At 49.1% G+C, this 26,428-nt stretch carries 24 protein-coding genes; 9 read left to right on the top strand and 15 right to left on the bottom strand.

What is annotated here, in order from left to right; all coding sequences use genetic code 11:
- Nucleotides 1–470: 470 nt before the first annotated feature.
- The 3 genes from ADS79_RS23665 (at nucleotide 471) to ADS79_RS23655 (ending at nucleotide 3,222) form a co-directional block, all read left to right on the top strand.
- Nucleotides 471–1,709, top strand: coding sequence for an MDR family MFS transporter (locus tag ADS79_RS23665; RefSeq protein ID WP_049740801.1), 1,239 nt, complete (start codon nucleotides 471–473; stop codon nucleotides 1,707–1,709).
- 143 nt (nucleotides 1,710–1,852) lie between these two features.
- Complete coding sequence (locus ADS79_RS23660; protein ID WP_049740800.1) at nucleotides 1,853–2,494, top strand: hypothetical protein; 642 nt, start codon at nucleotides 1,853–1,855, stop codon at nucleotides 2,492–2,494.
- A gap of 167 nt (nucleotides 2,495–2,661) precedes the next feature.
- Nucleotides 2,662–3,222, top strand: a complete 561-nt coding sequence (locus ADS79_RS23655) for a GNAT family N-acetyltransferase (protein ID WP_084766035.1) — start codon at nucleotides 2,662–2,664, stop codon at nucleotides 3,220–3,222.
- A gap of 36 nt (nucleotides 3,223–3,258) precedes the next feature.
- Here the strand turns inward: ADS79_RS23655 and ADS79_RS23650 are convergent, their stop codons facing one another.
- Nucleotides 3,259–5,946 (bottom strand): DUF4855 domain-containing protein, encoded by a 2,688-nt coding sequence (locus ADS79_RS23650; protein WP_049740799.1) that lies wholly within the window; start codon nucleotides 5,944–5,946, stop codon nucleotides 3,259–3,261.
- A gap of 34 nt (nucleotides 5,947–5,980) precedes the next feature.
- Nucleotides 5,981–7,147 carry a THUMP domain-containing class I SAM-dependent RNA methyltransferase gene (locus ADS79_RS23645; protein WP_049740798.1) on the bottom strand — a complete coding sequence of 389 codons (1,167 nt, stop codon included), beginning with the start codon at nucleotides 7,145–7,147 and terminating at the stop codon, nucleotides 5,981–5,983.
- A gap of 332 nt (nucleotides 7,148–7,479) precedes the next feature.
- On the opposite strand from ADS79_RS23645, the gene ADS79_RS23640 reads away from it, so the two are divergent.
- Entirely contained in the window at nucleotides 7,480–8,289 is an 810-nt protein-coding gene (locus ADS79_RS23640; RefSeq protein ID WP_049740797.1) for an Fpg/Nei family DNA glycosylase, read from the top strand.
- A gap of 17 nt (nucleotides 8,290–8,306) precedes the next feature.
- Here ADS79_RS23640 and ADS79_RS23635 read toward each other — a convergent pair whose 3' ends face one another.
- Nucleotides 8,307–9,212 (bottom strand): GNAT family N-acetyltransferase, encoded by a 906-nt coding sequence (locus tag ADS79_RS23635; RefSeq protein ID WP_049740796.1) that lies wholly within the window; start codon nucleotides 9,210–9,212, stop codon nucleotides 8,307–8,309.
- A gap of 143 nt (nucleotides 9,213–9,355) precedes the next feature.
- Between ADS79_RS23635 and ADS79_RS23630 the strand changes: the two genes are divergently transcribed.
- Nucleotides 9,356–9,778: a 2Fe-2S iron-sulfur cluster-binding protein gene (locus tag ADS79_RS23630; RefSeq protein ID WP_049740795.1), complete on the top strand. Its 423-nt coding sequence runs from the start codon at nucleotides 9,356–9,358 to the stop codon at nucleotides 9,776–9,778.
- Nucleotides 9,779–9,895: 117 nt separating this feature from the next.
- Nucleotides 9,896–10,537, top strand: a complete 642-nt coding sequence (locus ADS79_RS23625) for a thiamine diphosphokinase (protein WP_049740794.1) — start codon at nucleotides 9,896–9,898, stop codon at nucleotides 10,535–10,537.
- Between the two features lie 78 nt (nucleotides 10,538–10,615).
- Here the strand turns inward: ADS79_RS23625 and ADS79_RS23620 are convergent, their stop codons facing one another.
- Entirely contained in the window at nucleotides 10,616–11,299 is a 684-nt protein-coding gene (locus tag ADS79_RS23620; RefSeq protein WP_049740793.1) for a uracil-DNA glycosylase, read from the bottom strand.
- A 236-nt stretch (nucleotides 11,300–11,535) separates the two neighbouring features.
- Here ADS79_RS23620 and ADS79_RS23615 point away from each other — a divergent pair, with 236 nt between their 5' ends.
- Complete coding sequence (locus tag ADS79_RS23615) at nucleotides 11,536–12,051, top strand: stalk domain-containing protein (RefSeq protein ID WP_049740792.1); 516 nt, start codon at nucleotides 11,536–11,538, stop codon at nucleotides 12,049–12,051.
- 154 nt (nucleotides 12,052–12,205) lie between these two features.
- Nucleotides 12,206–12,535 carry an antibiotic biosynthesis monooxygenase gene (locus tag ADS79_RS23610; protein ID WP_049740791.1) on the top strand — a complete coding sequence of 110 codons (330 nt, stop codon included), beginning with the start codon at nucleotides 12,206–12,208 and terminating at the stop codon, nucleotides 12,533–12,535.
- A gap of 54 nt (nucleotides 12,536–12,589) precedes the next feature.
- Here the strand turns inward: ADS79_RS23610 and ADS79_RS23605 are convergent, their stop codons facing one another.
- From ADS79_RS23605 to ADS79_RS23590, 4 genes are all read right to left on the bottom strand, one after another.
- On the bottom strand, nucleotides 12,590–14,053 hold the full coding sequence (locus tag ADS79_RS23605) for a sigma-54 interaction domain-containing protein (protein WP_049740790.1): 1,464 nt from the start codon (nucleotides 14,051–14,053) through the stop codon (nucleotides 12,590–12,592).
- Between the two features lie 25 nt (nucleotides 14,054–14,078).
- Nucleotides 14,079–15,290, bottom strand: coding sequence for a trans-sulfuration enzyme family protein (locus ADS79_RS23600; RefSeq protein WP_049740789.1), 1,212 nt, complete (start codon nucleotides 15,288–15,290; stop codon nucleotides 14,079–14,081).
- Between the two features lie 215 nt (nucleotides 15,291–15,505).
- The gene (locus ADS79_RS23595) at nucleotides 15,506–17,224 is read right to left on the bottom strand and encodes a GMC family oxidoreductase (protein WP_049740788.1); all 1,719 of its coding nucleotides are present in this window, start codon (nucleotides 17,222–17,224) and stop codon (nucleotides 15,506–15,508) included.
- A gap of 18 nt (nucleotides 17,225–17,242) precedes the next feature.
- On the bottom strand, nucleotides 17,243–17,986 hold the full coding sequence (locus tag ADS79_RS23590; protein ID WP_049740787.1) for a gluconate 2-dehydrogenase subunit 3 family protein: 744 nt from the start codon (nucleotides 17,984–17,986) through the stop codon (nucleotides 17,243–17,245).
- Between the two features lie 157 nt (nucleotides 17,987–18,143).
- Between ADS79_RS23590 and ADS79_RS23585 the strand changes: the two genes are divergently transcribed.
- On the top strand, nucleotides 18,144–18,845 hold the full coding sequence (locus tag ADS79_RS23585; RefSeq protein WP_049740786.1) for a hypothetical protein: 702 nt from the start codon (nucleotides 18,144–18,146) through the stop codon (nucleotides 18,843–18,845).
- A gap of 58 nt (nucleotides 18,846–18,903) precedes the next feature.
- Here ADS79_RS23585 and ADS79_RS23580 read toward each other — a convergent pair whose 3' ends face one another.
- The 7 genes from ADS79_RS23580 to ADS79_RS23550 form a co-directional block, all read right to left on the bottom strand.
- Nucleotides 18,904–19,755 (bottom strand): alpha/beta fold hydrolase, encoded by an 852-nt coding sequence (locus ADS79_RS23580; protein ID WP_049740785.1) that lies wholly within the window; start codon nucleotides 19,753–19,755, stop codon nucleotides 18,904–18,906.
- Between the two features lie 15 nt (nucleotides 19,756–19,770).
- The gene (locus ADS79_RS23575; RefSeq protein ID WP_049740784.1) at nucleotides 19,771–20,559 is read right to left on the bottom strand and encodes an energy-coupling factor transporter transmembrane component T; all 789 of its coding nucleotides are present in this window, start codon (nucleotides 20,557–20,559) and stop codon (nucleotides 19,771–19,773) included.
- A 1-nt stretch (nucleotide 20,560) separates the two neighbouring features.
- A complete protein-coding gene (locus ADS79_RS23570) occupies nucleotides 20,561–21,373 on the bottom strand; it encodes an energy-coupling factor ABC transporter ATP-binding protein (protein WP_049740783.1) in 813 nt (270 codons plus the stop codon).
- On the bottom strand, nucleotides 21,370–22,212 hold the full coding sequence (locus ADS79_RS23565) for an energy-coupling factor ABC transporter ATP-binding protein (RefSeq protein WP_049740782.1): 843 nt from the start codon (nucleotides 22,210–22,212) through the stop codon (nucleotides 21,370–21,372). Before ADS79_RS23565 ends, ADS79_RS23570 begins: the two co-directional genes overlap by 4 nt.
- A complete protein-coding gene (locus tag ADS79_RS23560) occupies nucleotides 22,212–22,814 on the bottom strand; it encodes a QueT transporter family protein (RefSeq protein WP_049740781.1) in 603 nt (200 codons plus the stop codon). Before ADS79_RS23560 ends, ADS79_RS23565 begins: the two co-directional genes overlap by 1 nt.
- A 435-nt stretch (nucleotides 22,815–23,249) precedes the next feature.
- A complete protein-coding gene (locus ADS79_RS23555; RefSeq protein ID WP_049740780.1) occupies nucleotides 23,250–24,584 on the bottom strand; it encodes an APC family permease in 1,335 nt (444 codons plus the stop codon).
- A gap of 122 nt (nucleotides 24,585–24,706) precedes the next feature.
- On the bottom strand, nucleotides 24,707–26,374 hold the full coding sequence (locus ADS79_RS23550) for a glutamine--tRNA ligase/YqeY domain fusion protein (protein WP_049740779.1): 1,668 nt from the start codon (nucleotides 26,372–26,374) through the stop codon (nucleotides 24,707–24,709).
- Between the last annotated feature and the right edge of the window lie 54 nt (nucleotides 26,375–26,428).

Below are 26,428 nucleotides of genomic sequence, written 5' to 3'. Positions count from 1 at the left end.
GAAAAAATTTTGAAGGACGGGAGTGTTGGTTCATGGTAATTGCTGTAGTTCTCTGCGCTTAGGTAGGGCCTTTTGTGAGGGGCACTGCCTCTTACAACCTTATCGAAAGCTAGAAGCTGCAGGTTGCCTGAACCGCTTCCGTCTTTTCCCGATATGATGTGGGCGCCAGTTTTACGGGGTGTTGTCGGTTTTTTGTACCAAGAATCGCTTGGACATAGACCGTTTCTTTCGTTCTCCCGTTTTCCCGGCTGTTTTTCCCACCCTTTTCTATCGTTCGGCAAAGCGCAAGCGGAAGAGCATCGTCTCTCTACCGTTTGCGCTTTTTCCTGTGACAAACGTCTCGACGCTTTTCGTAAAAAAGTGGATGTGACCGCTTGCGGTCAAACAATACGGTCATCACCGTTTTGTATAGAGCATGAGCACGGCACCTGTCGGCGAAGAACCAAAATACGAATGGAGGAATACTTGTCATGCATTGGCGTTCATGGGATCTCAATTTAAAAGTACGTCTTTTCGGCGAATTGATCACCCATACTTTCTTTTGGATGTACTTTCCCTTTATGGCGCTCTATTTCAGCGATACATTCGGCAAAGACGTTGCTGGTCTCCTCCTGATGGTGCCACCGCTCCTCGGAATGCTTTCCAACCTGTTTGGAGGCTATCTCTCGGATAAAGTCGGGCGCAGATTTACAATGCTCCTCTCCCTATCCATGTCGACTGTGATGTTTGCCTTGTTTACATTCTCCACCTCCCCTTTGATGGACTATTTTGCGTTCATCGGGATTGGAATCGCAGGTGCCCTATACTGGCCTGCCAGCTCTGCCATGGTGGCGGATCTGACTACTGAAGAAGATCGACGTATCGTTTTTGCGACATTTTACACAGCCATGAACATTGGGGTAGTAGCAGGACCTGTCCTGGGATCGTTTTTCTTTGTTCATTATCGCTTTGAATTATTGCTTGTCTGTACCATCATTGAATTGCTTTATTTGATCGCCATCTTCTTTTTAATCAAGGAAACCTTGCCCGAAGAAGTACGTCGTGAGAAAGCCAAGGAACGTTTTTCCCTGACTCAGCAATTCAAAAGCTATTCCATCATCTTCCGCGATAAAGTTTTTGCCCTCTACATTCTCGCAGGAATATTCGTCGCAATCGGATTTATGCAGCTTGATATTTATATGGCCTTATACGTAAAAGAGCACGTCATGTCCCAGCCGCTGTTTTCCTGGGGCGATTGGAGCTTCTCTATCGGGGGGACAAGTGCATTTGGCTGGCTGATGGGGCTAAATGGTCTCTTGGTTGTTTTGTTTACATTGCCTGTTACACAGTGGTTCCAGCATTGGAGCGACCGCAACAGCCTGGTCATTTCTTCTGTCCTGTACGGCTTAGGCATGTTCCTGATGGCCTTTACGTCAAACATTTGGCTTTTGTTCGGCTGCATGGCGATTCTCACTCTGGGGGAACTGATTCGTACTCCAGTCGCGCAAAGCTTTATTAGCAAATACTCGCCCGAAGACGCCAGGGGTCAGTATATGGGAGCCTCGTCCCTGCAATTTTCCATCGGACGCTTTATTGCTCCCATGACAATCGGGTTATCGCAATGGCTAGCACCAGTCGGTGTATTCGGGATCATCTTGGCCATTTCTCTGGTCAGTGCGTATTTGTACATCGTCTTGTTCCGCATGATTCCATCAGAGCAAAAAGGATAATCGTTGCTAGTCTACAAGTCGACCTTCACCATAGGTCGGCTTTTTTGCGCAAAGCCAGGTTTTTCAATGAAATCGTACTAGTTGGCCAAGTCTAGCATATAGTAATGACGAGCAAGCTGAATGAATAGCTAGGAGGTTTTCTCATGAACCAGCTGCAGGCTTTTGCTACATTCAGTCAATCAGGAGAGCATGTATATCGCACATCTACCTATATCCAATGGGGCACTGGCGCTCAATCACTGGGCAGCTGTCTGTTGCTTAACCCAGGCTCCGCAACTCTTTTCCGGGAAAGACCTGCTCCGAATCATTCGATCATGGGCCAGATTACACTTGATCCCACGATGCAGCAACTGGTCAAGCTGGTGGCGGAAATCTATCAAAATCGATCGCTCGATGGCAGATTTACCATCTACAATCTGTTTACATTGCAAAACCCTCGATCCGTTGACGCCATTGCCACTTTTGAAAAGCTCGTGGAGAACGGCGAGACTACCATCAGCGAACAGCTGGTACCGATCCAGGAGCTACAGCAGCATCCGTGGATTTTACTCGGGTGGGGCTGCCAAACGAAAGCTTCCTGGCAATACCTCCCCCTGCTCAAGCAATCGTGGCTACAACGAATTGCTGCATCAGGCATCCCCTTCTTCGGGAAAACGTGTTCCAACGGCAGAGACTACTATCATCCGTGCCCACAGCTATTCGCTACACGAGAAGCTCTTTTGCGCGATTTGGTCAATGAGCACATACAGATCAATCCTGGAAGCCGTACTGCTTTTTGGCGTTAATAAACCGGTAGTAAATTCCCCGCGCGACTCTACTAGACATGCTGACAGTAGAGAACGCGGTTTTTCTATGGAAAAGTTTGTATTGATTGCGAACGTTTGTTCTGATATGATTTATTTATCAGACAATTCTCATCCTGATAACAAGAACCTTGAATGGAAGTGAGCGTATGTCGGAACAGATGAATGCATCTCAAGTACGTATTCACCCTTGGTCTGAGGAAGACCTTCCGTTGCTGCATCTCTTGAACGCCTCCGAGATGACGGAGCATTTAGGAGGGCCGGAAACAGAGGAACAGGTCGTCAGCCGGCACAATCGGTACGTGAACACCTTGGGGAAAGAGTCAGGGTGTATGTTCCGTGTCACCCTCCTGCCAGAGATGACATCCGTTGGCAGTGTCGGCTATTGGGAGCGCTCTTGGCAAGGAGAAGCCGTGTACGAAATCGGCTGGAGCATCCTTCCCACCTATCAGGGAAAAGGCATTGCGTCAGCTGCGGTAGCAGAGGTTATCGCTCACTGTAGAGCTGAGCAAAAGCACACATCCATCCATGCGTTTCCCTCCGTGAACAATGCCGCATCAAATAGAATTTGCCGCAAGCTGAACTTTTCGCTTGTCAGCGAATGCGATTTCGAGTATCCACCCGGGAGCATCATGAAATGCAATGATTGGCGACTGGGGCTTGGCTTGGGGACGGAGGGGGCAGAAAAAAAGAGCCTGCTTCCCGGTTAAGGAAACAAGCTCTGACTTTAACCTTATTCAAGCAAACTACGGCATTTCGTTTGCCTCAAAGTACTCTTCCCGGTCAAAACGTCCCCGCATCCATTTATACGTATCGTCGTAAATGGCGCGCATGACCGAGTCTTTGTTGTTCGCTGCCTCGATCAACGTTTTGGAACCGTAGTAATACGCATGTACATTGTTTTTATCCATTCCCAGCCTACGTGCTGCAACCAGCTGGTTGTAGTAAATCTGATAGAACTTCGGATCCTTGTACATCCGCTCGTCTCCTTCAATTTCTACACCCATGCCGTACTTGCTGACAACCTCGAGCACCCCTTCAATACGATCAAGCCCAACAGGTTTGTCATTGTAATAGTTCGGCTGCAGGAAGGCATAGTCGAAATACAAGGACTTCCACTCTTCCACTCCTGGCGCACCAAAATACGGAATCCAATAAAAACGAAGTGCGTTGTCATGCACCATGCTCGCTGTACTGCGGATCAGCTCGCGCTCCTTTGGTGCACTATCATCGATAAGCTCATGGAACCAGTAAATGCCCTCCAGCTTGAGGTACGCGTAGCCTTCTTTGTTCCAGCGCTTTTGCAGCTCCTGGAAGTACCACTCTAGAGCTTGCTTGCGATTCAAATACGCCTGCTCCTCGCCAATCGTCGCAGCGTTAAACGAGAGAGAAGGTTTATCCGAAGCCATTTTTCCAAAATTGGTCTGATTGGCATTCGGATAAGGCAGTGCGAGAACTACGTTTTCCTGTGTTGGCGTCGTATACAGGGTTCCGCGCAAACGATTGTACTCCCGCATCGCCTTGTTCAGAGCATCCAGCTGCTTCCCTGAGCCAAACAGATCGTTCATGTAGCTCTGCCAGCCATCCTTGGTGACAGGCATGTTTTGATAAGGCAAAAAGAGGATCGTGTCAAACATCTGATCACGCATGTAGCCATCCGCTGTGCGGTAGCCTACCATCGGCAAAAAGTCTTCCATAGACCAGGTGCCGCGATCTCCGTAAGATCCCGAATAAGCCAGAAGCATATTCTCTACCCGATTGCCTGCCTTTTTATCTTCCATCAACTGTGTTGGACTTGGCGGTGGCAGTAAAACTGGCCCGCCTTCCCAATGATTGCTTGATTTTGCCCATACCTCTAGCTGGCGGGCGAAAGTAAATACTTTTACCGGGAACGATACGCGTACATACCGGGTTTCTACGTCCGGCAGCATTACGGTCAGCGTACGTTCTACAATCTTTGCTTCTGACTGCGCTACATCATGCAAAGATCTTCCTGCATAGGACCACGCCTTGCCATCACGCGATACTTCTACATCCATGTACTCAGGTATTGTAATCCCCGATGACTTCTGATGCTTGAAAGTGAGCGTGACTTTTTCCAAAGGTTTTTCCTCAGCCAAGGCGACGGTTACCTTTCGTCCAAACTGACGGTTATATCCGGTCCAATCCTGAGAAGGAGTTACCAACCCGCCAACAGGACCTGGATATTGCTTTTCGATCTCACGGAAATACGAATCCGGTTGCCCAAACGTGTCCACGGATGTAAAGCTTCCCGGTGCCACATTGATCAGCTCTTCCTGCTCGGCAGGTTCGGACGGATCTGTGGACTCTACTGGAGCAGACGGATCTTTCGTCTCGCCAGCGGCTGCCGGGTCAGTCTTTTGATCGCTGTCCCCTGCTTTCGCCTTGTTATCCTGTGCTGCCGGAGTAGAGGCAGTAGAATCGGCTGTGCCTGCCCCCTTTTCCTCCACTTGCGCAGGTGGCTTTTCTTCATTTTTGATTTCAACAGGAATCATCACCGTTTTGTATCCCATAGTGACCGTTATGTTTCCTTTTCCTGGGGTAGGTCCGGCAACGAATGTTCCGTCTGCCAGCACCGTTCCCAGCTCAGGGCGATCAAAAGCAAAGATCGGTGTAAATGGAAGCATCTCTCCGTTTACGCCCGTGACCCTCACGCGCTCGCTCGTCCCTGCCAAAAGGCTCAGCACTTGTGTATTCACCGTAAAATTCGCCTGCTCTGCCTGTTGGTATCTGGATTCTAAAATACGCTCCGCAATGACCACGGCATCAGCGCGTGTCACGATTCCTGCAGGATTGAACTTTCCGCCATTCCCCTGCATCCAGCGTTGATTGGTCACCTCGTGGATTGCCTCCTTGGCGTAATCCGCGATTTCGTCCTCGTCAGAGTAGGCTAACTCGTTAGTTGTCGCTGTTTTTTTGACACCCCCTGCTTTCATCAAGCGAGAAAGCATCACGGCCAGCTCTTGCCGGGTCAAAGGATCAGTAGAACCGAGTGTTTGATCGTTTCGACCATTCATTACCTTCATCTCTTGAAGACCGTATACATAAGACGCATAAGGGCTATTTAGAGGTACATCTTCAAAACGTGCGTCCTCCACGCTTTTGGGCTGCAGCCCCATTACCTTTGTTAACAGTACCGCAATGTCTTGACGGGAGATGCTATTGTGCGGGTTGAAGCGGTCGTTCCCCTGACCGTTGATCAAATGAAGCCCAACCAGTCTGTTTACAGCATTGCGGGCGTAGCTGTTCTCGATATCAGAAAACATGACCGTCTGCTTTTCTGGCTGCGGCTTTTCCGTCGTCTGCTTTTCTGGATCGGTACTGGCAGAAGCCAGCGGCGCGGTTTGAACCAGCAAAGTGGTTACTGCCAAACAAGCTGCCAGCATCCGACTTCCAAATCGTTTCTTACTCATTGCTTTTTCTCCTCCAAAATGGCCCTTCTGTCTGTTACTCAGTTATTACATTGGGGGAAGCCAACTGCTGACGTGGTGGTTTTGGGCCAAAAAACTGGTAGTAATCTACCTTCATATTCCCGTTGTAGAGCTTTCGCTTTTTGCTTGCTGTGCGTCCAAAATGCTCTTCAAACAGCTCGTCCGACGTAATGACGTAAAACGACCACGTATCCATCGCAGCAAAGGTCTTGCCCATCTCGCCATACATGCGGCTTACCTGCTTCCACTCACCCAGTCGTTCACCGTACGGTGGATTGCAGATCAAGTAGCCGTATTTGCGCTTGGTTCTTACATCCCGTACATCCATACGCTGAAAATGGATCAAATCATCTACACCTGCTTCTCCTGCATTCCGGCGTGCAATTTGTAGAATCTCATCGTCCATATCGGTACCGATGATCTCCAGCTTTTGATCATAGCGAGCCTTATCATGCGTTTCAGCACGTGCTTCACGCCAAGCTGTTTTGGGAATGACGGGCCAGCTCTCGGACACAAACTCCCGGTTCATGCCTGGGGCGATGTTTTGACCGATGAGCGCTGCTTCGATCGGGATTGTCCCAGAACCACAGAAAGGGTCCATGAATACGCGATCCGGCTTCCAGCGTGACAACAGGATCAATGCCGCTGCCATCGTTTCCTTTAACGGAGCGGTACCAATTAGTTCCCGGTAACCCCGCTTGTGCAAGCCCGGCCCAGACGTGTCAATCGTCAAGGTCGCCACGTCCTTCAGAAGAGCGACCTCGATCTTGTACAAAGGTCCCTGCTCCTCAAACCATTCTGTCTTGTACTTCTTTTTCAAGCTTTCTACTACCGCTTTTTTCACGATAGCTTGGCAATCCGAAATACTGTACAACGTTGACTTGACCGACTTGCCTTCCACTGGAAATGCTGCGTCTTCCGTAATCCAATCCGCCCATGGCAGAGCCTTTGTCTTTTCAAACAGCTCGTCAAAGGTGGTCGCTTTGAACTCCCCAATCTTTAGACGCACGCGATCGGCAGTTCGTAACCATAAATTTGTGCGCGGAATAGCAGAAATATCTGCCGTGAATGTAACCTTTCCATTTTCTACCTGGACGGGTCCGTAGCCAAGAGCTTTTACCTCTTCTGCCACTACTGATTCCAAACCAAAAGTCGCCGTAGCGATCAATTCTACTTTTTGCATGATACGATCTCCTGTCCGTGCCAATATACTTGGGTCATACTCTTTTCGTTCGTGTTCAAAAAGAAGACTTTTTGAACCACCTCTTAATACTATATTACCCGATTTGAACATGGGGTTGGTAATCTTGTCTAAAACAAAACGGTCATGACCGTTTTCCCCTCTCGTCGGGGAACAAAAGTGTTTGACCTCAAGCGGTCACATCCACTTTATGTCGAGAAGTTTTTCACAGAAAAAAACCCTGCCACTCTAGAAAAGAGGCAGAGCCCGGATTACGCTTTCTCCTGCTGGAGACGCTATGTAAAAATGCAGCTGCGCGCAAGGAGAGGAAAGTCATGCCTGAATTGCCGGAAATGGAAACATACCGTCGTTTGTTACAGGACCGCATCGGTGGACGAACGATTACTGCTACCCATGTGCAACGGGAAAAAACGATTAATCTGTCTCCGGCAGAATTTGACCGGGTTTTACTGAGAAACCGGATCACACTCGTGGATCGCCGTGCCAAGCACCTGTTGTTTCATTTGGAAAGCGGACATGTATTGCTGCTTCACTTGATGCTCGGAGGCTTTCTTTATTACGGCTCAGCCGAAGACAAGCTGGAGCGCACTGCCCAAGTCACACTCTCGTTTGACCAGCACCTACTTTATTTTCATGGACTGCGTCTAGGCTATCTGCATTTGCTCACGACCGGTCAGCTAGACGAGCGGCTTGACTCACTTGGTCCCGAACCGTTAGATCCTGCCTTTACCCTCACCCGTTTCACAGAGCTGCTCGCAGAAAAACGAGGCGTTCTCAAAACAACGCTTGTTGATCAGCATTGGCTTTCCGGAATTGGCAACTGCTATTCAGATGAAATCTGCTTTGACGCTCAAATCCTGCCGACCAGACGCATTCCCGAGCTGTCCACCGAGGAGATCCAAAGACTCTATCAATCCATGCAAAACGTTTTAAAAGAAGCGATTCAGTTTGGCGGCTATATGAAGCCATCCCTTTACCGTGACGATCCGTTAACGGGTGGTTTCGACGACCGTTGCCGGGTATATGATCGCGGTGAAGAGCCTTGCCCGCGTTGTGGACAATCGATTGTCCAAAGCAAACTATCCTCACGCAAGGTTTTTGCTTGTACCAACTGCCAGCACTAATCGCTCATCGAGGCTGCTTACTCGACCACTGCTTCTTTTTCCATCTGCTTGCTCATATACACCTGCTCCGTGCCGGATGATTCAAAGCCTGCCTCAGCCAATAACGCGAACAGCATTTCGTCAGATGCTCGCAAATTGAACGTCGACCGGCGGCACTCCACCTCATGCGGAGCGTACACAGAAGCTAGTGCGGTACGCAGAATGTTTTTGGCATCGGGATGACCTGGCTGTGCAGCACATTGGCGCAGAACAATCGCACCTAGCTTGCCATCGTCATTCAGCACGATTTTATACATCGCATAACCAACTGCCTGCCCATCCTGATCTTCTACTACCAGGGCTTGTGCATCCCGCAAGCTCAGCCACTGGTTTTGCCATGGTACATCTGAACGGTAAATGGGCAATCCCGCTATTTCCTGCACCAGAGCCGCTCTCACCTGATAACGCCCATCTGTGGGCTCTCCAAATGCCTGCTCAGGAAGCGCGTCCATCCGTTGCCAAAACAGCAGTCGATCATCCAGCTGATAGCCCAGCTGCTCATAGAGTGCGATGGCCTTTTCATTTTGGCTGAGCGCCTCCAGTGTAGCTACATCCACTCCCACCTCCTGGTACCGTTCAAGCGTGGCATGAATTAGCAAGCGCCCAACTCCCTTTCGGCGATACTCCGTCGCTACACCTGTCCCGCCGTTCCACGCCACCCTTTGATTTCCGATCGTTCTTAGTCCACTCGCTACTAAACCGACTGGCTCTGTTCCATCAAAAGCCACAACGGATAAGGACATGACATAGCCCTCTGCCCCAAGACGCTGGACCAGGCTCTCCTCGGTCATCGAAACGGGTAAAAAATAGCCTTCAAAGCCTCTGTTCCATGCTTTTGTAACTTCGGCAAAAGTACATTCGCTCATCGACTTGATGGTAATCACAGTATCACCTTCCATTCTTTTGATAAAAATATTTTAATCGTTAAAAACTAAAAATTCAATCTTTTATAGCAGACTCTGCACTCCAACTGTCCCTAGTACACACTACATGATAAGATAGAAAAAATGCTTATCCGGGAGGTATTATGCGCAAACAGCTTACGGTCGGATCGCTCCTGCCTTCACGTCCAGCTTTACAAACAGCGAATCCTGTCCCCGCATTCAAGGAGCCGGTACCTCAAACACAAACTGCCTTTACCCGGTCAACGGCTCCTGTACGGCCTGAAAAAACGGAGCATAAGCACGTACAGATCAAACAAAAAGGGCAGTCGTTCACGGTTCAGTATGCTCCCTGTCAAACCCTTCTGGCCGCAGCTTTGAAACAAGGTCAGAATCTCGCCTACAAATGTCAGCAAGGCTCTTGTGGAAAGTGCAGTGTCCAGGTGCTTGAAGGAGACTTTTTGCTTGACGCTCCCAAGTCACAGGAACAGGCAACACTCGATAAAAAACTGGCTTCTGGCTACCGACTCGCGTGCCAAAGCATATTTCGCTCTACGAGAAGAATATAAAAGTGTATGTTCAAAAAGTTGGCTTTTCAGCACCGAGGAAATGTCGAATAAGCATTCAGGACTCCTTCGTGATCAAAAGACGACTTTTTGAACAACCTCTAAAAGGTGGTAGCAGTAATGAAACCAACACGAATCCTCTTGTTCGCTGGAGGTAATCTGGGAAGCTGGGCGCTTCGTGATATTCAAAAGGATGATTGGTTAGTCGGTGTGGATCGCGGCTCCCTGTTTCTCGTCCGAAACGGTCAGACCCCGCGGCTTTCTATCGGTGATTTTGATTCTGTCTCAGATGATGAGATGGCGGAGATCGAAAAATACAGTGAGGCGGTATCCTCCTGTGATCCTGTCATGAAGGATTTGACGGATACAGAGATGGCACTCACGTGGGCAATCGAGCAGCAGCCCGAAGAAATTGTCCTCATCGGGGTTCTTGGCACCCGTTTTGATCACTCACTGGCAAATGTGCATCTTTTGCAAAAAGGTCTGCAAGCTCAAATCTCTTGCCGCATTGTCGACGAGAAAAACGAAATTCGACTGATTGATCGCAAGTGCACCATCATGCGGGATCATTTTACCAACATCTCACTTCTCCCGCTCACTCCTGAGGTAACGGGCATTACGTTAACCGGTTTTCTCTATCCGCTGGACAACGCCACTTTGCGGATTGGCGATACGCTTGGCATCAGCAATGTCATCTCCGCTGAAACGGGCACCATTCAGATTAAAACCGGCAAGCTGCTCGTCATGAAAAGCAAGGACTAAGCGGGCAATGCTCGAAAAAGGATCTCTCCACACTAGAGATCCTTTTTCTATGTGTTGACGATAACGGAGTTTGACAGCTTACTCCTCAGCCTGAAGCGGTAGCTGCCAATCGATTTCCTCGATACCCTTGGAACGCAGAAATGCATTTGTGCGCGAAAAAGGACGGCTGCCGAAAAATCCGCGATTTGCCGAAAACGGACTTGGATGCGGAGACGAGATAATATGATGCTTCGACGTATCAATGAACGACGCCTTCTCTTGAGCATGCTTGCCCCACAAAATAAATACGAGTGGCGTCTCCCGTTGATTCAACAGCTCGATGACACGATCCGTAAACGCCTCCCATCCTAAACCCTTGTGAGAGTTAGGCCTACCTCCTCGCACCGTCAATACGGTATTTAGCATCATGACCCCTTGCTTCGCCCAATGCGTCAGGTAGCCATGCTCAGGAACCGCACAATTCAAATCGCTCTGCAGCTCTTTGTAAATGTTTTGCAGGGATGGTGGCGGCTTGATGCCAGGCTTGACCGAAAAGCTCAAACCATGTGCTTGCCCTGGCCCGTGGTATGGGTCTTGTCCCAAAATAACTACCTTTGCCTGCTCATATCCAGTCAAATGCAGCGCCGTGAAAATTTGATACATGTCTGGATAGATCGTTTGCGTTTGATACTCTTCTTTTAACATCTGACGCAGTTTCAAATAATACGGTTTTTCAAATTCCTCTGCCAATACAGGCGCCCAATCATTTTCCAATACGGCCATTTTTCCCCACCCTGTCCATTTTGTCTTATCTTCTACCTTATCACAAAGCTGCGCATCCCTAAACCAGGATTGTGTCCCGCAAGAAATAGGACCTTAGGCTGGAGAGCAGCCACTTTTCTCCAAATCGTAGTTAATGGTTCCTAGTACCCTTGGTTGATAGCTCCCTTTGTCGATTTTTGACATAATATTTTTTGGGAAGATATAGAATTAGACGGGAGAGAGGTTTTTCGTTCAACATGAAATGGGACCTGAAATCATTTATGGGGGGCATCATTGTAGGCTCGGTGCTTTTTTCTGGTATCGCTATTGCCGCTCCAGCTTATCCAGATGTAACCGAAGGAATCAAGACACCGTTCACCTACTACTTTGATGGTGTACCAAAATCACCAACGAACGAAGTAAAAGGCATTATGTACAATAACTCTGTCTACGTACCTATTCGTTTTGTCGCAGAAAATTTGAACAAGCCTGTTATTTACGATCAAAAATCGAAGTCGATTTATATCGGAAAGCTGCCAGTCGCCAAGATGTATTCCAAAATGGAAGCGGTTGAGCTGGTCAAAAAGAAATTGGCAGGCAGTCTGACACCTACACACGTAGTCGAGTATGATCATGATGATGAAAAAGGTCACTATGTGATTCAAGTGTATCAGACATACGTGAACAATTTCCAAACCGGTGCCAGCTACACCAGCACATATGGCTGGTTCGTTGTAAATCCGAATACAGGTGAGATTACGTCTTTACTCTAATCCTGCACTTATCCTTTTTACATACATGAACAGCGACTACTAGGGGGCCGCTGTTTTTGTTTTTCCAAATTGTGGGCTAATTTTCATTGACAATGATAATCCATCTCACTACTATGAGAAGGATGGGATTCACTAGAAGAGAGGTGTTTCGTCTATGATGATGGAAATAAAAACGATTGTTGTTCAAGAAGGCTATGCGGACAACATTATTAAAAAGTTTAGTGCACCAGGAGTAGTCGAGGAAGCTCCCGGATTTGTAGATTTGAGCATAATGGTACAAAAGTCGCGCAAAGGCGAAGAAGAAGTCGTGGTCATGATTCGATGGGAATCCAAAGAAATGTGGAAGCAGTGGGAGCTTAGCGAGCCACATCTGGAGGGTCACAGACAATCGCGAGGAAAACCTCGCCCTGAATATATTATCAGCTCCAAAAGCGGACATTACGAGCTGAAAGCTGTAAAAGAACCTCGCCCCGTTGCTAACTAGTTACATAGAAGCAAAACAGCCATACCTTCACTTTAACCGAAGGATGGCTGTTTTTTACACCAAGCCGTATTTTTCCATCTTCCTGTAAAGCGTGGACAGACTAATTTGCAATGTATCCGCAATCAAGGCTTTGTCCTGACAGTAGTGCGGATCAGCAAAAAATTGCTCCAGAATCGCTTTTTCGTACTGGTACATTCTCTGTTCCAGCCCTTGAACCTTCTCTCCTGAATAACCCGCATCCATCTGATCACAACCGTCCAGATGAAGATATTCCGGCAAATCCTCACGTGAAATCGTCGTATCCTCTGCCATATTGACCATATATTCTACCGCGTTTTCCAATTGACGAATATTTCCCGGCCACTCGTACGAAGCAAGCCACTTGGACAGACCAGCATCCAGAGCAAGCCCACTCTTTTGCAGCAAGGTCCGGTATCGATAGAGAAAATGCTGCAGGTAGAGAGGTATATCTTCTCTGCGTTCACGCAATGGCTTTAACCGTAACGGGATAACGTTCAGCCGGTAATACAAATCCTCCCGAAACGTGCCTTCCCTCACCATACTCTCCAAGTCTCGATGAGTGGCTGCGATCACACGCACATCGATGCCAAAGGTTTTGATGCCCCCTACCCGGTCAACCGTTTTTTCCTGGAGAACACGTAGCAGCTTTGGCTGTAGAGAAAGTGGAATATCCCCTACTTCATCCAAAAAAATCGTTCCCCTATGCGCTAATTCAAATTTTCCCGGCTTGCCTTCGCGTCTGGATCCTGTAAAAGCGCCACCCTCATAACCGAACAGCTCGCTCTCTAGCAGAGCTTCGGGAATCGCTGCACAGTTAATAGCGATAAACGAATACCGGCTGCGCTGACTTTCACTGTGAATCGCCTTTGCCAGAAGCTCCTTGCCCGTCCCGCTTTCCCCGCGAATGAGCACAGTGGAAATGCTGTTTGCCACCTTCTTCGCCTTGGCGATTACATCTCGCAGACCAGTCTCAGCCCCAATGAGCTGCGCAAAATAAACAGGATTCATCACTGCCGGAGGCATTTCCTCCTGTATGTTACAGCTCTTTTCCAGCTCCGCATCCAGCTCCAGTAGCTTGTGCTCAATGAGTGAGCTCGTATGCTGCAAAAAAGGCATCCATTTTTCCGAGTTATGGTGCATTCTTTCTTTTTGCTCAGGTGAAAAGGCAATAATCCCGATGACTCCGACAGTTTTCTCGCGCTTGTGTACGGGAAAGCCGATCGTCGCCAGCTCCCGGCATTGCTGCAGAAACTTGCAGTTCATGCACTGAGACTCATTCTTTTTCATATCGAAAATCATACCCGGCTGCCCGGTCTGCAGGATCATGCGAAAGAACGAGCCCTCCGGTGCAGGCAGACCAATCAAGTCCTGATAGTAGCCGGTTCCACTGACGCGAATCCCCTGCTCATCAAGGATGGTGACGTCTAGCCCCAGCACTTTGGAAATATTGTCTGCGTACGATTGAATGAATCCCTCAATCCGGGAAAATTGTGTCATGACATGCCCTCCTGCGCCACGTTCCTTACTCCCTGCTCGCTGTGCCCATCATTGGAATGGCAGCAAGTGCTTGCTCCAAATCCGCAATGATATCCTGTGCATCCTCCAGGCCTGTCGAAAAGCGAATCAAGCCATCCGTGATGTTAAACTTCAATCTCTCCTCTGCTGGGATCGAAGCATGCGTCATAGAAGCCGGATGCTGCACCAGCGTTTCAGGGTCTCCTAGACTAAACGATATCATAGCCAGGCGCAGAGCGTTAATGAAAGATTTGGCTGCCTCGTAGCCACCCTTTACCTCAAAGGAAACAATACCACCCATTCCCCTCATTTGGCGCTTGGCAAGCTCATGCTGCGGATGGGAGGCGAGACCAGGGTAATACACGTGAGAAATCGCAGGATGATTGTCTAAAAAGCGTGCGACTTCCTCTGCATTTTGGCAGTGCTGTCTGACGCGCAACCCGAGAGTCTTTAGTCCACGCAGGATTAAAAAGGCATCCCAGGCATTGAGGTTCTGCCCTAAATCTCCCATGATGTTCTTGCGCATGAACTGGATGTGCTCGTTTTTTCCTACGATAAATCCCGCGATCACATCTCCGTGTCCATTGATATATTTCGTGGCGCTGTGTACGACCACATCTGCCCCAAGCTCCAGTGGCCGCTGCAAATACGGCGTCATAAAGGTATTGTCTACAATAACCCGAATCCCGTGACCATGGGCAAGCTTGGACAGTGCCGCGATATCGAGCACAGTCAGGCATGGATTGGAAGGTGTTTCGATGTAGAGCACCTTTGTATTCGGTAAAAAGGCCTGTTCGACTGCCTGCAAATTTGTACAATCTACAAAATCGGCTGATATGCCGTAGCGTGGTGCGAGTGAAGTCAAAAACTTGTAGCTGCCTCCGTATACATCGCGCGTACATACGACATGATCGCCATGCTGCAAGAAAGCAAGCAGTGCCCCTGAGATTGCTGCCATTCCGCTGCTCACACCAAGAGCTGCTTCCCCGTTTTCCAATGCCGCAATCTTTTCTTCCAGCGTCGCAATGGTTGGATTTCCGTATCTTCCGTAATACGTGCCAGCCCTCTCGCCCGCTACACAAGCTGCCGCTGAATCGGCATCAGGAAAAGCATAGGCTACGGCCGGGACAACTGCCGATACAACTGCTCCTGTTTTTTGGCATGGTGTCTGTGCGGTATGAATAATGGCGGTATCCATCTTCCATTTGTTGTTTTTCATCGTCGTCTCTCCCTTGGTCTGCTCTTTTTCTCTATTGCCATAGCAAGGAATGTGCCAACGAAAGAAACCACTCAAATCGCGTAAAATGCTTATGTTCCTCTCCATATTTTCGCAAGTATGCGAAGCATTTGGGATGCAGATACAACAAAAAAGCCGTCGGATTGCCCTACGGCTTTTTCCAAACTTGCGAGAGGCTTTTGCAGCTTAGCGAAAAACTATACGAGCATGCCACCACTCTGTCTGTACTTCAAAATTCCCTCTGCCGCCCGATAAGAAAGAGCTCCCATTGTCCCTGTCGGATTGTAGCCGCTATTGTGCGGGAAGGCAGATGCCCCTACTACGAATACATTTTCCGCATCCCACATTTGCAAGTAGGTATTGACCGCGGAGGTATCCGGCGATGAGCCCATGATGACGCCGCCCGTGTTATGTGTCGACTGGTAAGGCGTAATATCATAGGGTCCAAGCTTGCGGTTGATTTCAAGCTTCTCGGCTGCTCCCATCTCCTTGACGATTTCGCCACACTTGTCTGCACAATAAGCAGCAAGCTGTCTGTCCTGTTCCTCAAAGTCAAATGTAATTCGCATCAATGGATCTCCAAACGCATCCTTATAGGTTGGGTCGAGATCGAGGAAGTGGTGACGGTAAGGCATGCAAGCACCTTGTGCCCCTACGGATAAAAAACGGTTTGCATACTTGATCGAGGCAGATTTGAATTCTTTTCCCCAGCTCGGTGTCCCTTCTGGTACTTTGTTGTTGGCAATCGGGCGTTGGCCAGTTTGGGTCAGACTGATGTTTGCCCCGTGGATAAAATTCAAGTCTTTATGATCAAAGTTGTCACCATTGAAATCGTCCAGGCACATTCCGAGTGATCCTGCTCCTGCATAGTTATTGAACTCCTTGTTGTCAAAAAAGCCGACTGCGCCGCCGCGGATGACCTGGTACGCGTAGTTTTTGCCGATCACACCTTTACCCGTAGCAGGATCATACGGCTTACCCAGGTTGGACATGAGCAAAATGCGTGAGTTGTTAAATACATAGCTGGTCATCACGACGATATCAGCAGGCTGTTCGATTTCTTCACCCGTAGTAACATCGGTGTATAAAACACCGGTTGCCTTTTTCCCGGTATGTAAGATGCGCCGGACATGTGAATGCGTGCGGATTTCAAATTTCCCTGACTTTTTGGCTACAGGTATGACGGTTACGACGGGATCTGCTTTAGCCCCGTATTCACAACCGAACCGCTCACAGTAGCCGCAATACTGGCATGCCGCCCGCGCTACACCATCTGGATTGGTATACGCCTGCGACAGATTGGCAGATGGCATCATATACGGATGCAGACTCTTCTTTTTGGTTGCTTCGGCAAACATTTTCATGCTCGGGGTGCTTTTCATTGGCGGAACCGGATACGGGCTGGAGCGTTTGCCACCCAATGGATTTTCCTCGCCAGCGATCCCCGCCATTTTTTCAAATTTGTCAAAGTACGGCTCCAATTGATCGTAGGTAATACCCCAGTCCTGTATCGTCATGCCGTCAGGAATTTTCTTTTCCCCGTAGCGCTCGATCGTTTTACTGCGAATCTCGAAGTCGTAAGGTAAAAAGCGGAAGGTCTGACCATTCCAGTGCACACCTGACCCGCCAAGGCCAGTTCCAATCAGGAAGGAACCGTACGACCGCATCGGGAGAGCGCGGACACTGGTCTTGCTGCGGAATGTAATGGTTTCCTTGGACAAATCCTGCATCATTTCGTAGCGCAGAGCGTAACGCAACTCGTCATGCACCATAAAATAGTCCTCGGTTTTACGCTCTTTTCCGCGTTCCAGTCCGACGACTGTCAATCCCTGCTTGGTTAGTTCGGAAGCGATAATTCCTCCCCCCCAGCCAACACCTACTATCACTACGTCCACTTTGGGCAATTTTTTCGCCATGACTATCGTATCCCCTTATTAATGTTGATGATCTCGCAAACTCAAAGGTGCCATTTTGACAAATTCGTCCTTTTCGATCACCTGGGTATAGGCCATCTGGTTGCCGGGGTAATTTTTCATTTTCCAACCATCCATGTTTTTGTTGCCTCCGTACAACGGGTCAGAGTAAATACCTTCCAGCGTGCTTGCACGAAGCATTTTGAAAAACGCACTCGCGGAGATCGTGGTCAGCTTCACTTCATCGGATTCAAATGCTTTTAAGACCGCATCTTGTTGTTCTGCCGCCAGCTCGTGGAACCGTTTTTGCTGCGTACTGTTGCTGTAGTTGTTCAACTCCTGAATTCCGATATCAAAGATTTCTCTTCGTTTTAAGCGCCCTTGATACCCTTGAGTTGCCTCTCCGGGAAAAAAGGGTCCCTGCATGTAATCTCGTGAATTGAAGCCCCAATCACCTGCTAGCTGGTGATCAATGAAATAGGCAGCCCCAAGTGTTTTTGCTCCTGGGCCGATTTCATCCTCAGGAAAAATACGTTCGCAGGCAGCTTCGACCACCTTGAACTGTTCCGGAGAAAAGTACATCAGCGCCTGATTGAAATCGGCAGTAGGAGCCGGTGTCGTTCCTGGCTGTTGCGGTGCTTCCGGTTTGCGAAGCAGGCTACCAGCTACACCCCCTACGACCAGACCGCCCAACACCATTCCGGTGTTTTTCAAGAAGTTTCTCCGTGATACTGGTTGCTCTTGTCTTTCGTTAGATTGTGCCAACACTACCACCTCCAGTTTTCATCTATCCTTTGTTTTGCGCTTTTTCTCGACAGACTAACCGCATTTTCTAGAAATTTTCCCAACAAGCACCACGCATACTGTTCTGATGTTCGAAGCAGGATAGTGCTAGGTAGAAAGAAAATCTTGGAGGGATACCATGAAGCTCGGAAAATGGATGGGTACTACAGGTCTAGGTCTCGCTCTTCTCGTAACTGCCTGCAATAACCAGGCGGCTCCAGCGCCACAGCACCCGGCTCGCACACAGACAATGCACCCTGCCGCACATGGAGATACCGTCATTCCCAGTGTGGATCGCGACAAGAAACTGACAACCAACTCGCACGGCACTACTTACAGTGGCATGGGTCATGCTTTATACAGCTCCATGGGCAGCTCGCACATGCATACTGGTGGTCCGTCGACCAAGCTTGAAGCCCAGTTGAATGCAGCGGGCGTACACGGTGTACAGGCACTGATCGTCAACGATGTTATTTTCCTCGCGCCATCGACAGCCAAGAGTCAATCCATCAACCAAATGGACCCGATGCAAGCGCATCTCATCAGCAACTTTGCAGGGAGTTCGAATCGAGGGTCAGAGCCTTCGGATAAAACGCACGGAGCCACCGGCACAGGTCATGGCACAACTGGCACGCTCGGAACAAGTGACCAGGGCGCTACCTTTACACAAGCAAAGGCACAGGTAGAGCGTATGTACGGCACAGATGCCGAAGTGCGTATGGTTACCTCCAAAAGAGGAATAGACGCATTGGAAAAAGTAAAAAAGGACATGCAGGCAAAGAAGCATGACAAGACTACTGCTGCCGAATTGGACAAGCTTTTCCGTGAAGCAAAGCATTAATCTTTCTGCTTTCGCATACGTAAGCACAAAAAAGGGACAAGCATCACGCGCTTGTCCCTTACTTATGGAGAAATCGGTTTATTTCATTGAGTGTTTCTTGGGGATTCGTCACCATGAGTAAATGCTGTGAATCCGGGATCGTTTTTACAATTACCTGTGGTACTGCCCTCTGATAGCTGTGGGCTGCCTCGCGATAAAACCTCTTCTGCTCCTCATCTGGCAGCAGCTTTTCGTCGGCGAGCAGCAATAAGACAGGGCAGGTTATTTGCTTGAAAAGCTGCTCCGTACTATGTGCAGCATATTCCTGAAAATAAGCTGCGAACGCTGCTTTCGGCAGTCTGTATCCATACCTGCCATCCGCCATATGCTGCAATTCGTCCTGCATCCAGCCCGTCGGCATCCATTTCGCATCATATCTTTGAGCAAATTGGTGTTCGGCATCCTCTACTGACGCAAACCGTGTCCCTGCTAATCGGGAAACTACGCTTTTCAGATCAAATCCCGGCACCTCTTCCAAGCAATAGTAGCCTCCATCCAGTAGAATCAGACTGGAAATGCGTTGCGGCTCACGAACCGCCAGCATTTGTGCGGGAACAGCGGAAAACGAAGCTGCAAGAATTGTTACCTGATCCAGCTTTTCTGCTTCAAGTACACACATCAGATCGCGTGTGATTTGCTCAAAAGTATACGGCTCAGCGACGGAAGATTGACCATGTCCGCGTAGATCAACAGCAATTACCCGGTATTTTTCTGCTAGAGCTGGCATGATACCCGCAAACAGCAGCTTCGTATTACGAATCGCGTGCAGCAATAGAAGAGCTGGCGCGTCGTGGGCTCCTGCTACGCCGTATTCGAGCATATCATCTCCCACTGCTATCCGCTTGATACGCCCAAAGATCATTTGATTCATCTATCCCTCTCCTTTTTAAATGCGTCCAGGGATCAGTACACCGAGGTGTTCAGGGTGTATACGCGCAAAATAGAAGAGCGTCGCAAACATAGCAAACCCGACGAGTAAAATCACGACCTCCACTGCTCGCCAGCGCTTGCTCCGATAAAAACGATGCTGGCTGTTTCGCATCCGAAAGCCTTTTGCATCCAGGGCATTGGCAATCAAAGGCACTCTTTTCAGCGAGCTGAAAATCAGCGGGACCATCAAAAAGCTGTACTTCCTGATGCGCTCCGGGACACTCCCTTCGCTCGTTGACATGCCCCGTACCATCTGCGCTTCCCGAATCGTTGCCAAATCATTTTTGACAAGTGGAATAAAACGGAAAATGAGCGAAAGCAAAAAGCTTATCGAAAAAGGTACGCCAATTCCGCGAAGCCCCATCGCGATCTCTCTCGGAGAAGTCGTGAACAGGTAGTACATCGACAGAAGCGCTACATTCGCCAGGCGAAGCCCCATACCCATCGCCCACAGGACACCCACATCTGTTATTTGAACCGGGTAATGTATGACCGGAATCTTGCTGCTCCAATAGGGCGTTCCTACATCTGTAAACGGCAGCCAGGTGATCGTTGCAAAAAGAGCCCCGATCCCTCCAACCAGTACGTATGCCTTGACCATGGACCGCTTCCAGCCTAGCTTGGCGATCAGCGCCAGATTGAAAAGCCAAACCATGACGAGCACACGAGGGTCCTGGAACAAAAACGGGAGCAGGCCCAGTAAAAGAAACACAAGCAAAGCAAAGCTGGGGTGGGCATTTTTCATGTCAGTCCCTCCTTGTCAGCATGCTTTGCATTCCAGCGAGCGTCAGTGGAATTGGCGCCAGAAATCCAGCTGCTTCGCCAAATCGATAGATGGCAGGCGGCTCAACTTGTGCAGAAGCGAGCATTTCAGGCTTTGTAAATACATGAGGTGGATCGCCATCGCAGACGATCTTCCCCCGATGCATGACAATGACACGTTCAGCGTATTCCGCGACCAGACGCATATCATGAGTAATCACGATGATCGTATGGCCAGACTTGTGCAATCGTCGTACGAGCTCCATCATCTCCTGCATCCCCCGATAATCGAGACCGGTAGTCGGCTCATCCAGGACGATGACCTCTGGACGCATGGCCAAAATCGAAGCCACTGCGATCTTTTGACGTGTGCCTTTGCTGGAGAAATACGGCTCTGCATCTCCTATGTGAGCCAAACCGACTGCTTCGAGCGCCTCGTTTACTACTTGTTCGATTTCTGCCGCGGGCAGCCCCATATTTTTCGGACCGAACGACACTTCCGCTTTTACTGTCTGGTGGAAGATTTGATGATCCGGATTTTGATAGCAATAGGCGACCGTTTTAGATAAACGGGCTACGGACATATCCTGCGTGTCGCTATCATTAACCGTCACCCTTCCTTTGGTTGGCTTGTACAAGCCATTGCAATGCTTGGCCAAGGTTGTTTTCCCGGAACCGTTTCCCCCGATTATCGCGACAAATTCGCCTCGCTTGATCTCTAGCGAAACTCCTTTTAAAACGGGCGTTTCCTTTTCATAGCCATACCATACATCTTCAAACGCAATGACGGTACTCACAGGCTTCCCTCCCCGACCAATTGCGCCTCCCGATAGAGGAGTGCCAGCTCCTCGACATCGAGCGGCAATACGCCGGGCTTCTCGCGCAGGGAACCTGTCTCACACAGCATGTAGTAGAGGCGAACGACCTCCGGTACAAATATACCGTTTGCGTCCAGTACATCGACTCGTGCGAAGAAATCGCGTACGGGCAGATCCAGAACGATTTTGCCCTCTGCTACCAAAATCATTCTGTCGCAAAAGGCTGCCAGCTCCTCCGTCGCATGAGAAGATACCATGATGGTCATTTCGTTCTCCTGCTTCAAGCGTTGCAGGAGTGAAAATACCTCTCTCGCGCCCAAAGGGTCAAGCTCTGAGGTCGGCTCGTCCAAAAGCAAAACATGAGGGGCATGTGACAAGGCAGACGCAATCGCTACACGCTGCTTTTCCCCGCCAGACAGCTCAAAGGGAGAGCGCTCAGCGAAGCCCTGCAACCCTACCAGCTCCAGGACCTCACCAATTCGCTGCTCGATTTGTGCATCAGTAAACCCTACATTCTCCAGCGAAAAAGCCAGCTCTTCTTCGACGGTAAGTCCGATAAATTGCGTTTCCGGGTCCTGAAAGACGATGCCGAGCTCAGCATGCGTCTTTCTTTCCCCTACAAAATGACCCGCGTAGTTTGCCGGGACCAAGCCGGATAGCATGAGCAGCAGTGTTGTCTTTCCAGCCCCAGCAGGTCCGACAACGCCCACTACCTCTCCTGGATACAAGTCGAGATTCACATTTGCCAAAGAAGGGGCTGCTGTGTCTTCATATTGCCAATGTACCTCCCTAGCTTGCAGCAGCGGTTCTTTTTTCACTAGAGGACCCTGCCTTCATTTCCCAGATAGCTATATTCCTGAAGTGGACGTCCGCGGTACAGACCCGAACGCTTCACGAAAGGATAGAGCAGCTTCAGCAGGATCGGACCGAGAATGGCAGTAGATATCGCCTGGTTTAAAAATACGGTCGGAATGAACATCGCAGCGATAGCCATCGGTGTCAAACCGAGTGCAACGTTAATGAGTATCGCGCACGCAACTACCGCGGAGCTGATAATCACTACGAACAAATAGTATTGAATCAGACTGCGCTTCGTTTTCAATGCAGGATGACTGACTGCCAGAAAGCCGATAAATCCACCTAAAAAGTTAGAGATAAATCCAACAGCAACCGCATGGGGTGGGGCACTTCCCGTCAACAAGTCACTCACCATATTCCCGAAGGCAAGTCCGATGCATCCAGGCAGACCAAAGAGCATGCCAAACACCGGCTGCAATGCGTTGGCTGGCCGGATTGGAACGGATGGAATCAGCTTGATATTCGCAAGCATGATGATCGCAACCGCATATAAAGCGGCTGTGACGACAATCAGCACATAATCAACCGTCGTCCATTTCCGACGGAAGAGTGAAGTAAGCATAAGAAAAGTCCTCCTTTAGTGGAAACTAGTAAAGTTTGGAATATTCCTGTAGCCAGTTTACTCTCTCTTCTGGTGGACGTCTAGCTGGGACTCGCTTTGGACGGCCTTAGAGGAGAGGAAAAGGGAGAAAATGCTGTGGCTCGTAGAGACACCTGCAGGGGGGCATCTCAGGACGGCTCCATTTCAAAAGCGAAACCCGCGTCCAAAGCAGTATATTCAGAGAGGCTCGTTCAAGGTGGACGCTAAAGGCAGGTCTCGCTTTCTCCATTGCGCCTTGGTAGGTGTCTCTAAGGCCTTCGCATTTTCTCCCTTTTCCTCTCACGAGCTGCTCCCGTTTCTCGCTCCTTTGTCAGGTGTGGGTTGCTCAGGATGTATTACTACATAAAAAAAGACAGGATCATGAGTAATAATCCTGTCTCTTTGAAAGCTACTTCTTTACTCTTCAAACTTCATCAGGTCTAATCTCGCACCTTTTATTTTCACCAAATAGAGTAAATAGATGAGTCCGACGAGGCTCCACAGAATTCCCAGAATCATTGATTTGATGTCCAGGCTGATCCACATAAAGCTGATGAAGCCTACACCGATGAGCGGTGACAATAGATAGCTCCACCACTCTGTCACCCGTAATCGTTTTTGTTTGCGCATATAGTAGGCAATGACGCTGAGGTTGACGAAGCTGAATGCGATCAGCGCTCCAAAGTTGATAAAGGAAGTCGCTGTCAATAAATCCAGGAACAGAGCAGCAAACATCAAGGTACCGACGAGCAGGACATTGAGCAGTGGTGTCTTCAGCTTTGGATGCACATATCCGAACCATTTTCTTGGCAAAAAGCCATCGCGCCCCATCGCAAAAAGCAGACGTGTGACGCTCGTTACCGATACCAGCCCAGAAGCTAGTGTAGACGATAGAGCGGCAGCCAAAAACACTAATTGAAAAATGGAGCCACCAATGTGAAGGGCAATTTCGGCAGAGGCAGCTTCAGGGTCAGATAGGACAGATACATCCGGGAATAACGCCTGCATGAAGTAAGAAGCTGTAATAAACAAAGCTCCCCCTACCATCGCTACCAACAAAATTCCCCGGGGAATCGTCTTTTTGGCATCGACGGTCTCCTCTGTCAGTGTTGTAACAGCATCAAAGCCGAGAAACGAGAAGCACAGGATCGACGCACCGGAAAACAAGGCAGCAACAGTCAGCTCTGGCGAAAAGAACGGTCGGATCGCAAAGACTTGTCCGATTCCGTCTCCAGTAGCCAGCCCTCGAATTGCCAATCCTGCAAAGAGTACGACAACTGCGATTTGAAAAAGGACAAGAAACGAGTTGATCGACGCTGTAACGGTTACACGAAATATATTAAGAGTAGTAATCAGGACAATAAATCCGACGATCCACCATGTTGTGGGTACCTCTGGAAAAACAGATGACAGGTAAACGCCCGTCAACAACGCATTAATCATGGGTAAAAATAAATAATCGAGCAGCGAAGCCCAACCTACCATAAAGCCAGCGTAAGGATTAATCGTCTGCTGCGTGTACGTGTATGCGGTCCCCGCTGAAGGAAATACACGGACCATTTTCCCGTAGCTGGACGCTGTAAACAATATCGCCAGAAGCGTCACTGCGTAAGCAGCCGGAACAAATCCGCCTGTTTCTTCGGATACAATTCCGAACGTATCAAAAACGGCCATTGGTGCCATATACCCCAAGCCGATCACGACAATATGCCACAGCTTCAAGCTGCGTGTGAGTTCTGCTCTCCCGTTCACTACCTGTCCCCCTTCTATTCATGACATGAATAATTATACACGCCCCTGAAAAAAGTTCCATAAAAAACGCTGCCGAGCACAGTCTCCTGTGCATGGGCAGCGTTCGTTGCTTCTCTCTTCACTTATGCTTTTGGCAGCTCAAAAGAGCTTTTCAGTGAAACGATCCGGTTAAAGACAAGTTTGTCTTCTGTCGTATCCTTTGGATCGACATTGAAGTAGCCGTGACGGAAAAATTGGTACTTTTCTTGCGGCTGAGTATCTTTCATGTTTTGTTCCACAAAGCCTTGCAGCACTTCCAAGGAATTCGGGTTGATGTTGTCCAGGAACGTACCTTCTGTTTCCTCGCCATCCATAATCAATGGCTCGTACAGACGGAATTCAGCCGGAACAGCATCGGACGCATTTACCCAGTGGATCGTACCTTTTACTTTGCGACCAGTAAATCCGCTTCCGCTCTTTGTTTCAGGGTCGTACGTGCAGTGAATTTCGATCACGTTGCCGTCAGCGTCTTTCACTACATCGTTGCATTTGATGAAGTACGCATTTTTCAGGCGCACTTCATTTCCCGGAAAGAGGCGGAAATATTTGTTCGGCGGATTCTCCATGAAGTCATCCTGCTCAATGTAAATCTCACGGGAAAACGGAATTTCGCGGTTACCCATCTCCGGATTTTCCGGGTTGATTTCCGCATCCAGCATTTCCACTTGTCCTTCTGGATAGTTGGTAATAACGACTTTAAGCGGGTTTAAGACTGCCATTGTACGCGGCGCCTTCAGCTTCAAGTCTTCACGAATAAAATGCTCCAGCATCTTCTCATCAACGATGCTGTTGCTGCGTGCTACCCCTACCTCACGGGCAAACGTACGAATCGCTTCCGGTGTAAAGCCACGACGGCGGAAGCCCGCAATGGTCGGCATGCGCGGATCATCCCAGCCATCTACTACCTTCTCATCTACAAGCAGCTTGAGCTTGCGTTTGCTCATCACTGTATTCGTGAGGTTCAGACGAGCGAATTCGTACTGACGCGGCACATGCTCCATCTCACATTCGCTCACTACCCAGTCATACAATGGACGGTGATCCTCAAACTCCAGTGAGCAAAGCGAGTGAGTAACTCCCTCGATCGCATCCTCCAGCGGATGAGCAAAATCGTACATCGGGTAGATACACCATTTGTCACCCGTGTTATGATGATGCGCATGTGAAATTCGGTACAAGACCGGATCACGCATGTTGAAGTTCGGAGAGGTCATGTCGATTTTCGCACGCAACACTTTTTCTCCGTCCTTGAATTCCCCTTGGCGCATCCGAGCCAACAAATCCAGGTTTTCTTCTACTGAGCGGTTTCGGTATGGACTGTCAACACCAGGCTCTGTCAACGTTCCGCGCAATTTGCGCATCTCTTCGGCTGGAAGATCGTCTACATACGCTTTTCCCTTTTTAATCAGCAGCACAGCACGGTTGTACATCTCTTCGAAGTAGTCCGATGCAAAAAACAGTCCGTCCCATTCAAACCCAAGCCATTGTACATCGCGCTTGATCGCTTCTACATACTCTGTGTCTTCTTTTACCGGGTTGGTATCGTCAAAACGCAGATTGGCTTTACCAGAAAACTCATGTGCGAGCTCAAAATTGAGAATGATCGCTTTGGCATGTCCAATATGAAGATACCCGTTCGGCTCTGGGGGAAAGCGGGTAATGATTTCCTTTACTTTTCCCTCTTGCAAGTCGTCGACCACAATATTGCGGATAAAATTGGATGACGCTACCTTGTTTTCCAATGAAATCAACCTTTCACTTCACCTTTACATTCCATAATACTGATTCTACTCTCAGAGTTCAAC

Source organism: Brevibacillus reuszeri, from assembly GCF_001187725.1.
Taxonomy (GTDB): Bacteria; Bacillota; Bacilli; order Brevibacillales; family Brevibacillaceae; genus Brevibacillus; species Brevibacillus reuszeri.
Note: the sequence above shows the minus strand (reverse complement) of the source record. Positions and strands in the feature narration are given on the sequence as shown.

Excerpts from the sequence above, each read along its gene's own strand:
- ADS79_RS23575 (WP_049740784.1), bottom strand. The coding sequence starts at position 20,559 with ATGAAAAATGCCCACCCCAGCTTTGCTTTGCTTGTGTTTCTTTTACTG.
- ADS79_RS23600 (WP_049740789.1), bottom strand. The coding sequence starts at position 15,290 with ATGAAAAACAACAAATGGAAGATGGATACCGCCATTATTCATACCGCA.
- ADS79_RS23660 (WP_049740800.1), top strand. The coding sequence starts at position 1,853 with ATGAACCAGCTGCAGGCTTTTGCTACATTCAGTCAATCAGGAGAGCAT.
- ADS79_RS23645 (WP_049740798.1), bottom strand. The coding sequence starts at position 7,147 with ATGCAAAAAGTAGAATTGATCGCTACGGCGACTTTTGGTTTGGAATCA.
- ADS79_RS23585 (WP_049740786.1), top strand. The coding sequence starts at position 18,144 with ATGAAGCTCGGAAAATGGATGGGTACTACAGGTCTAGGTCTCGCTCTT.
- ADS79_RS23630 (WP_049740795.1), top strand. The coding sequence starts at position 9,356 with ATGCGCAAACAGCTTACGGTCGGATCGCTCCTGCCTTCACGTCCAGCT.
- ADS79_RS23650 (WP_049740799.1), bottom strand. The coding sequence starts at position 5,946 with ATGAGTAAGAAACGATTTGGAAGTCGGATGCTGGCAGCTTGTTTGGCA.
- ADS79_RS23640 (WP_049740797.1), top strand. The coding sequence starts at position 7,480 with ATGCCTGAATTGCCGGAAATGGAAACATACCGTCGTTTGTTACAGGAC.
- ADS79_RS23665 (WP_049740801.1), top strand. The coding sequence starts at position 471 with ATGCATTGGCGTTCATGGGATCTCAATTTAAAAGTACGTCTTTTCGGC.
- ADS79_RS23605 (WP_049740790.1), bottom strand. The coding sequence starts at position 14,053 with ATGACACAATTTTCCCGGATTGAGGGATTCATTCAATCGTACGCAGAC.
- ADS79_RS23610 (WP_049740791.1), top strand. The coding sequence starts at position 12,206 with ATGATGATGGAAATAAAAACGATTGTTGTTCAAGAAGGCTATGCGGAC.
- ADS79_RS23595 (WP_049740788.1), bottom strand. The coding sequence starts at position 17,224 with ATGGCGAAAAAATTGCCCAAAGTGGACGTAGTGATAGTAGGTGTTGGC.
- ADS79_RS23620 (WP_049740793.1), bottom strand. The coding sequence starts at position 11,299 with ATGGCCGTATTGGAAAATGATTGGGCGCCTGTATTGGCAGAGGAATTT.
- ADS79_RS23580 (WP_049740785.1), bottom strand. The coding sequence starts at position 19,755 with ATGAATCAAATGATCTTTGGGCGTATCAAGCGGATAGCAGTGGGAGAT.
- ADS79_RS23615 (WP_049740792.1), top strand. The coding sequence starts at position 11,536 with ATGAAATGGGACCTGAAATCATTTATGGGGGGCATCATTGTAGGCTCG.
- ADS79_RS23560 (WP_049740781.1), bottom strand. The coding sequence starts at position 22,814 with ATGCTTACTTCACTCTTCCGTCGGAAATGGACGACGGTTGATTATGTG.
- ADS79_RS23655 (WP_084766035.1), top strand. The coding sequence starts at position 2,662 with ATGTCGGAACAGATGAATGCATCTCAAGTACGTATTCACCCTTGGTCT.
- ADS79_RS23625 (WP_049740794.1), top strand. The coding sequence starts at position 9,896 with ATGAAACCAACACGAATCCTCTTGTTCGCTGGAGGTAATCTGGGAAGC.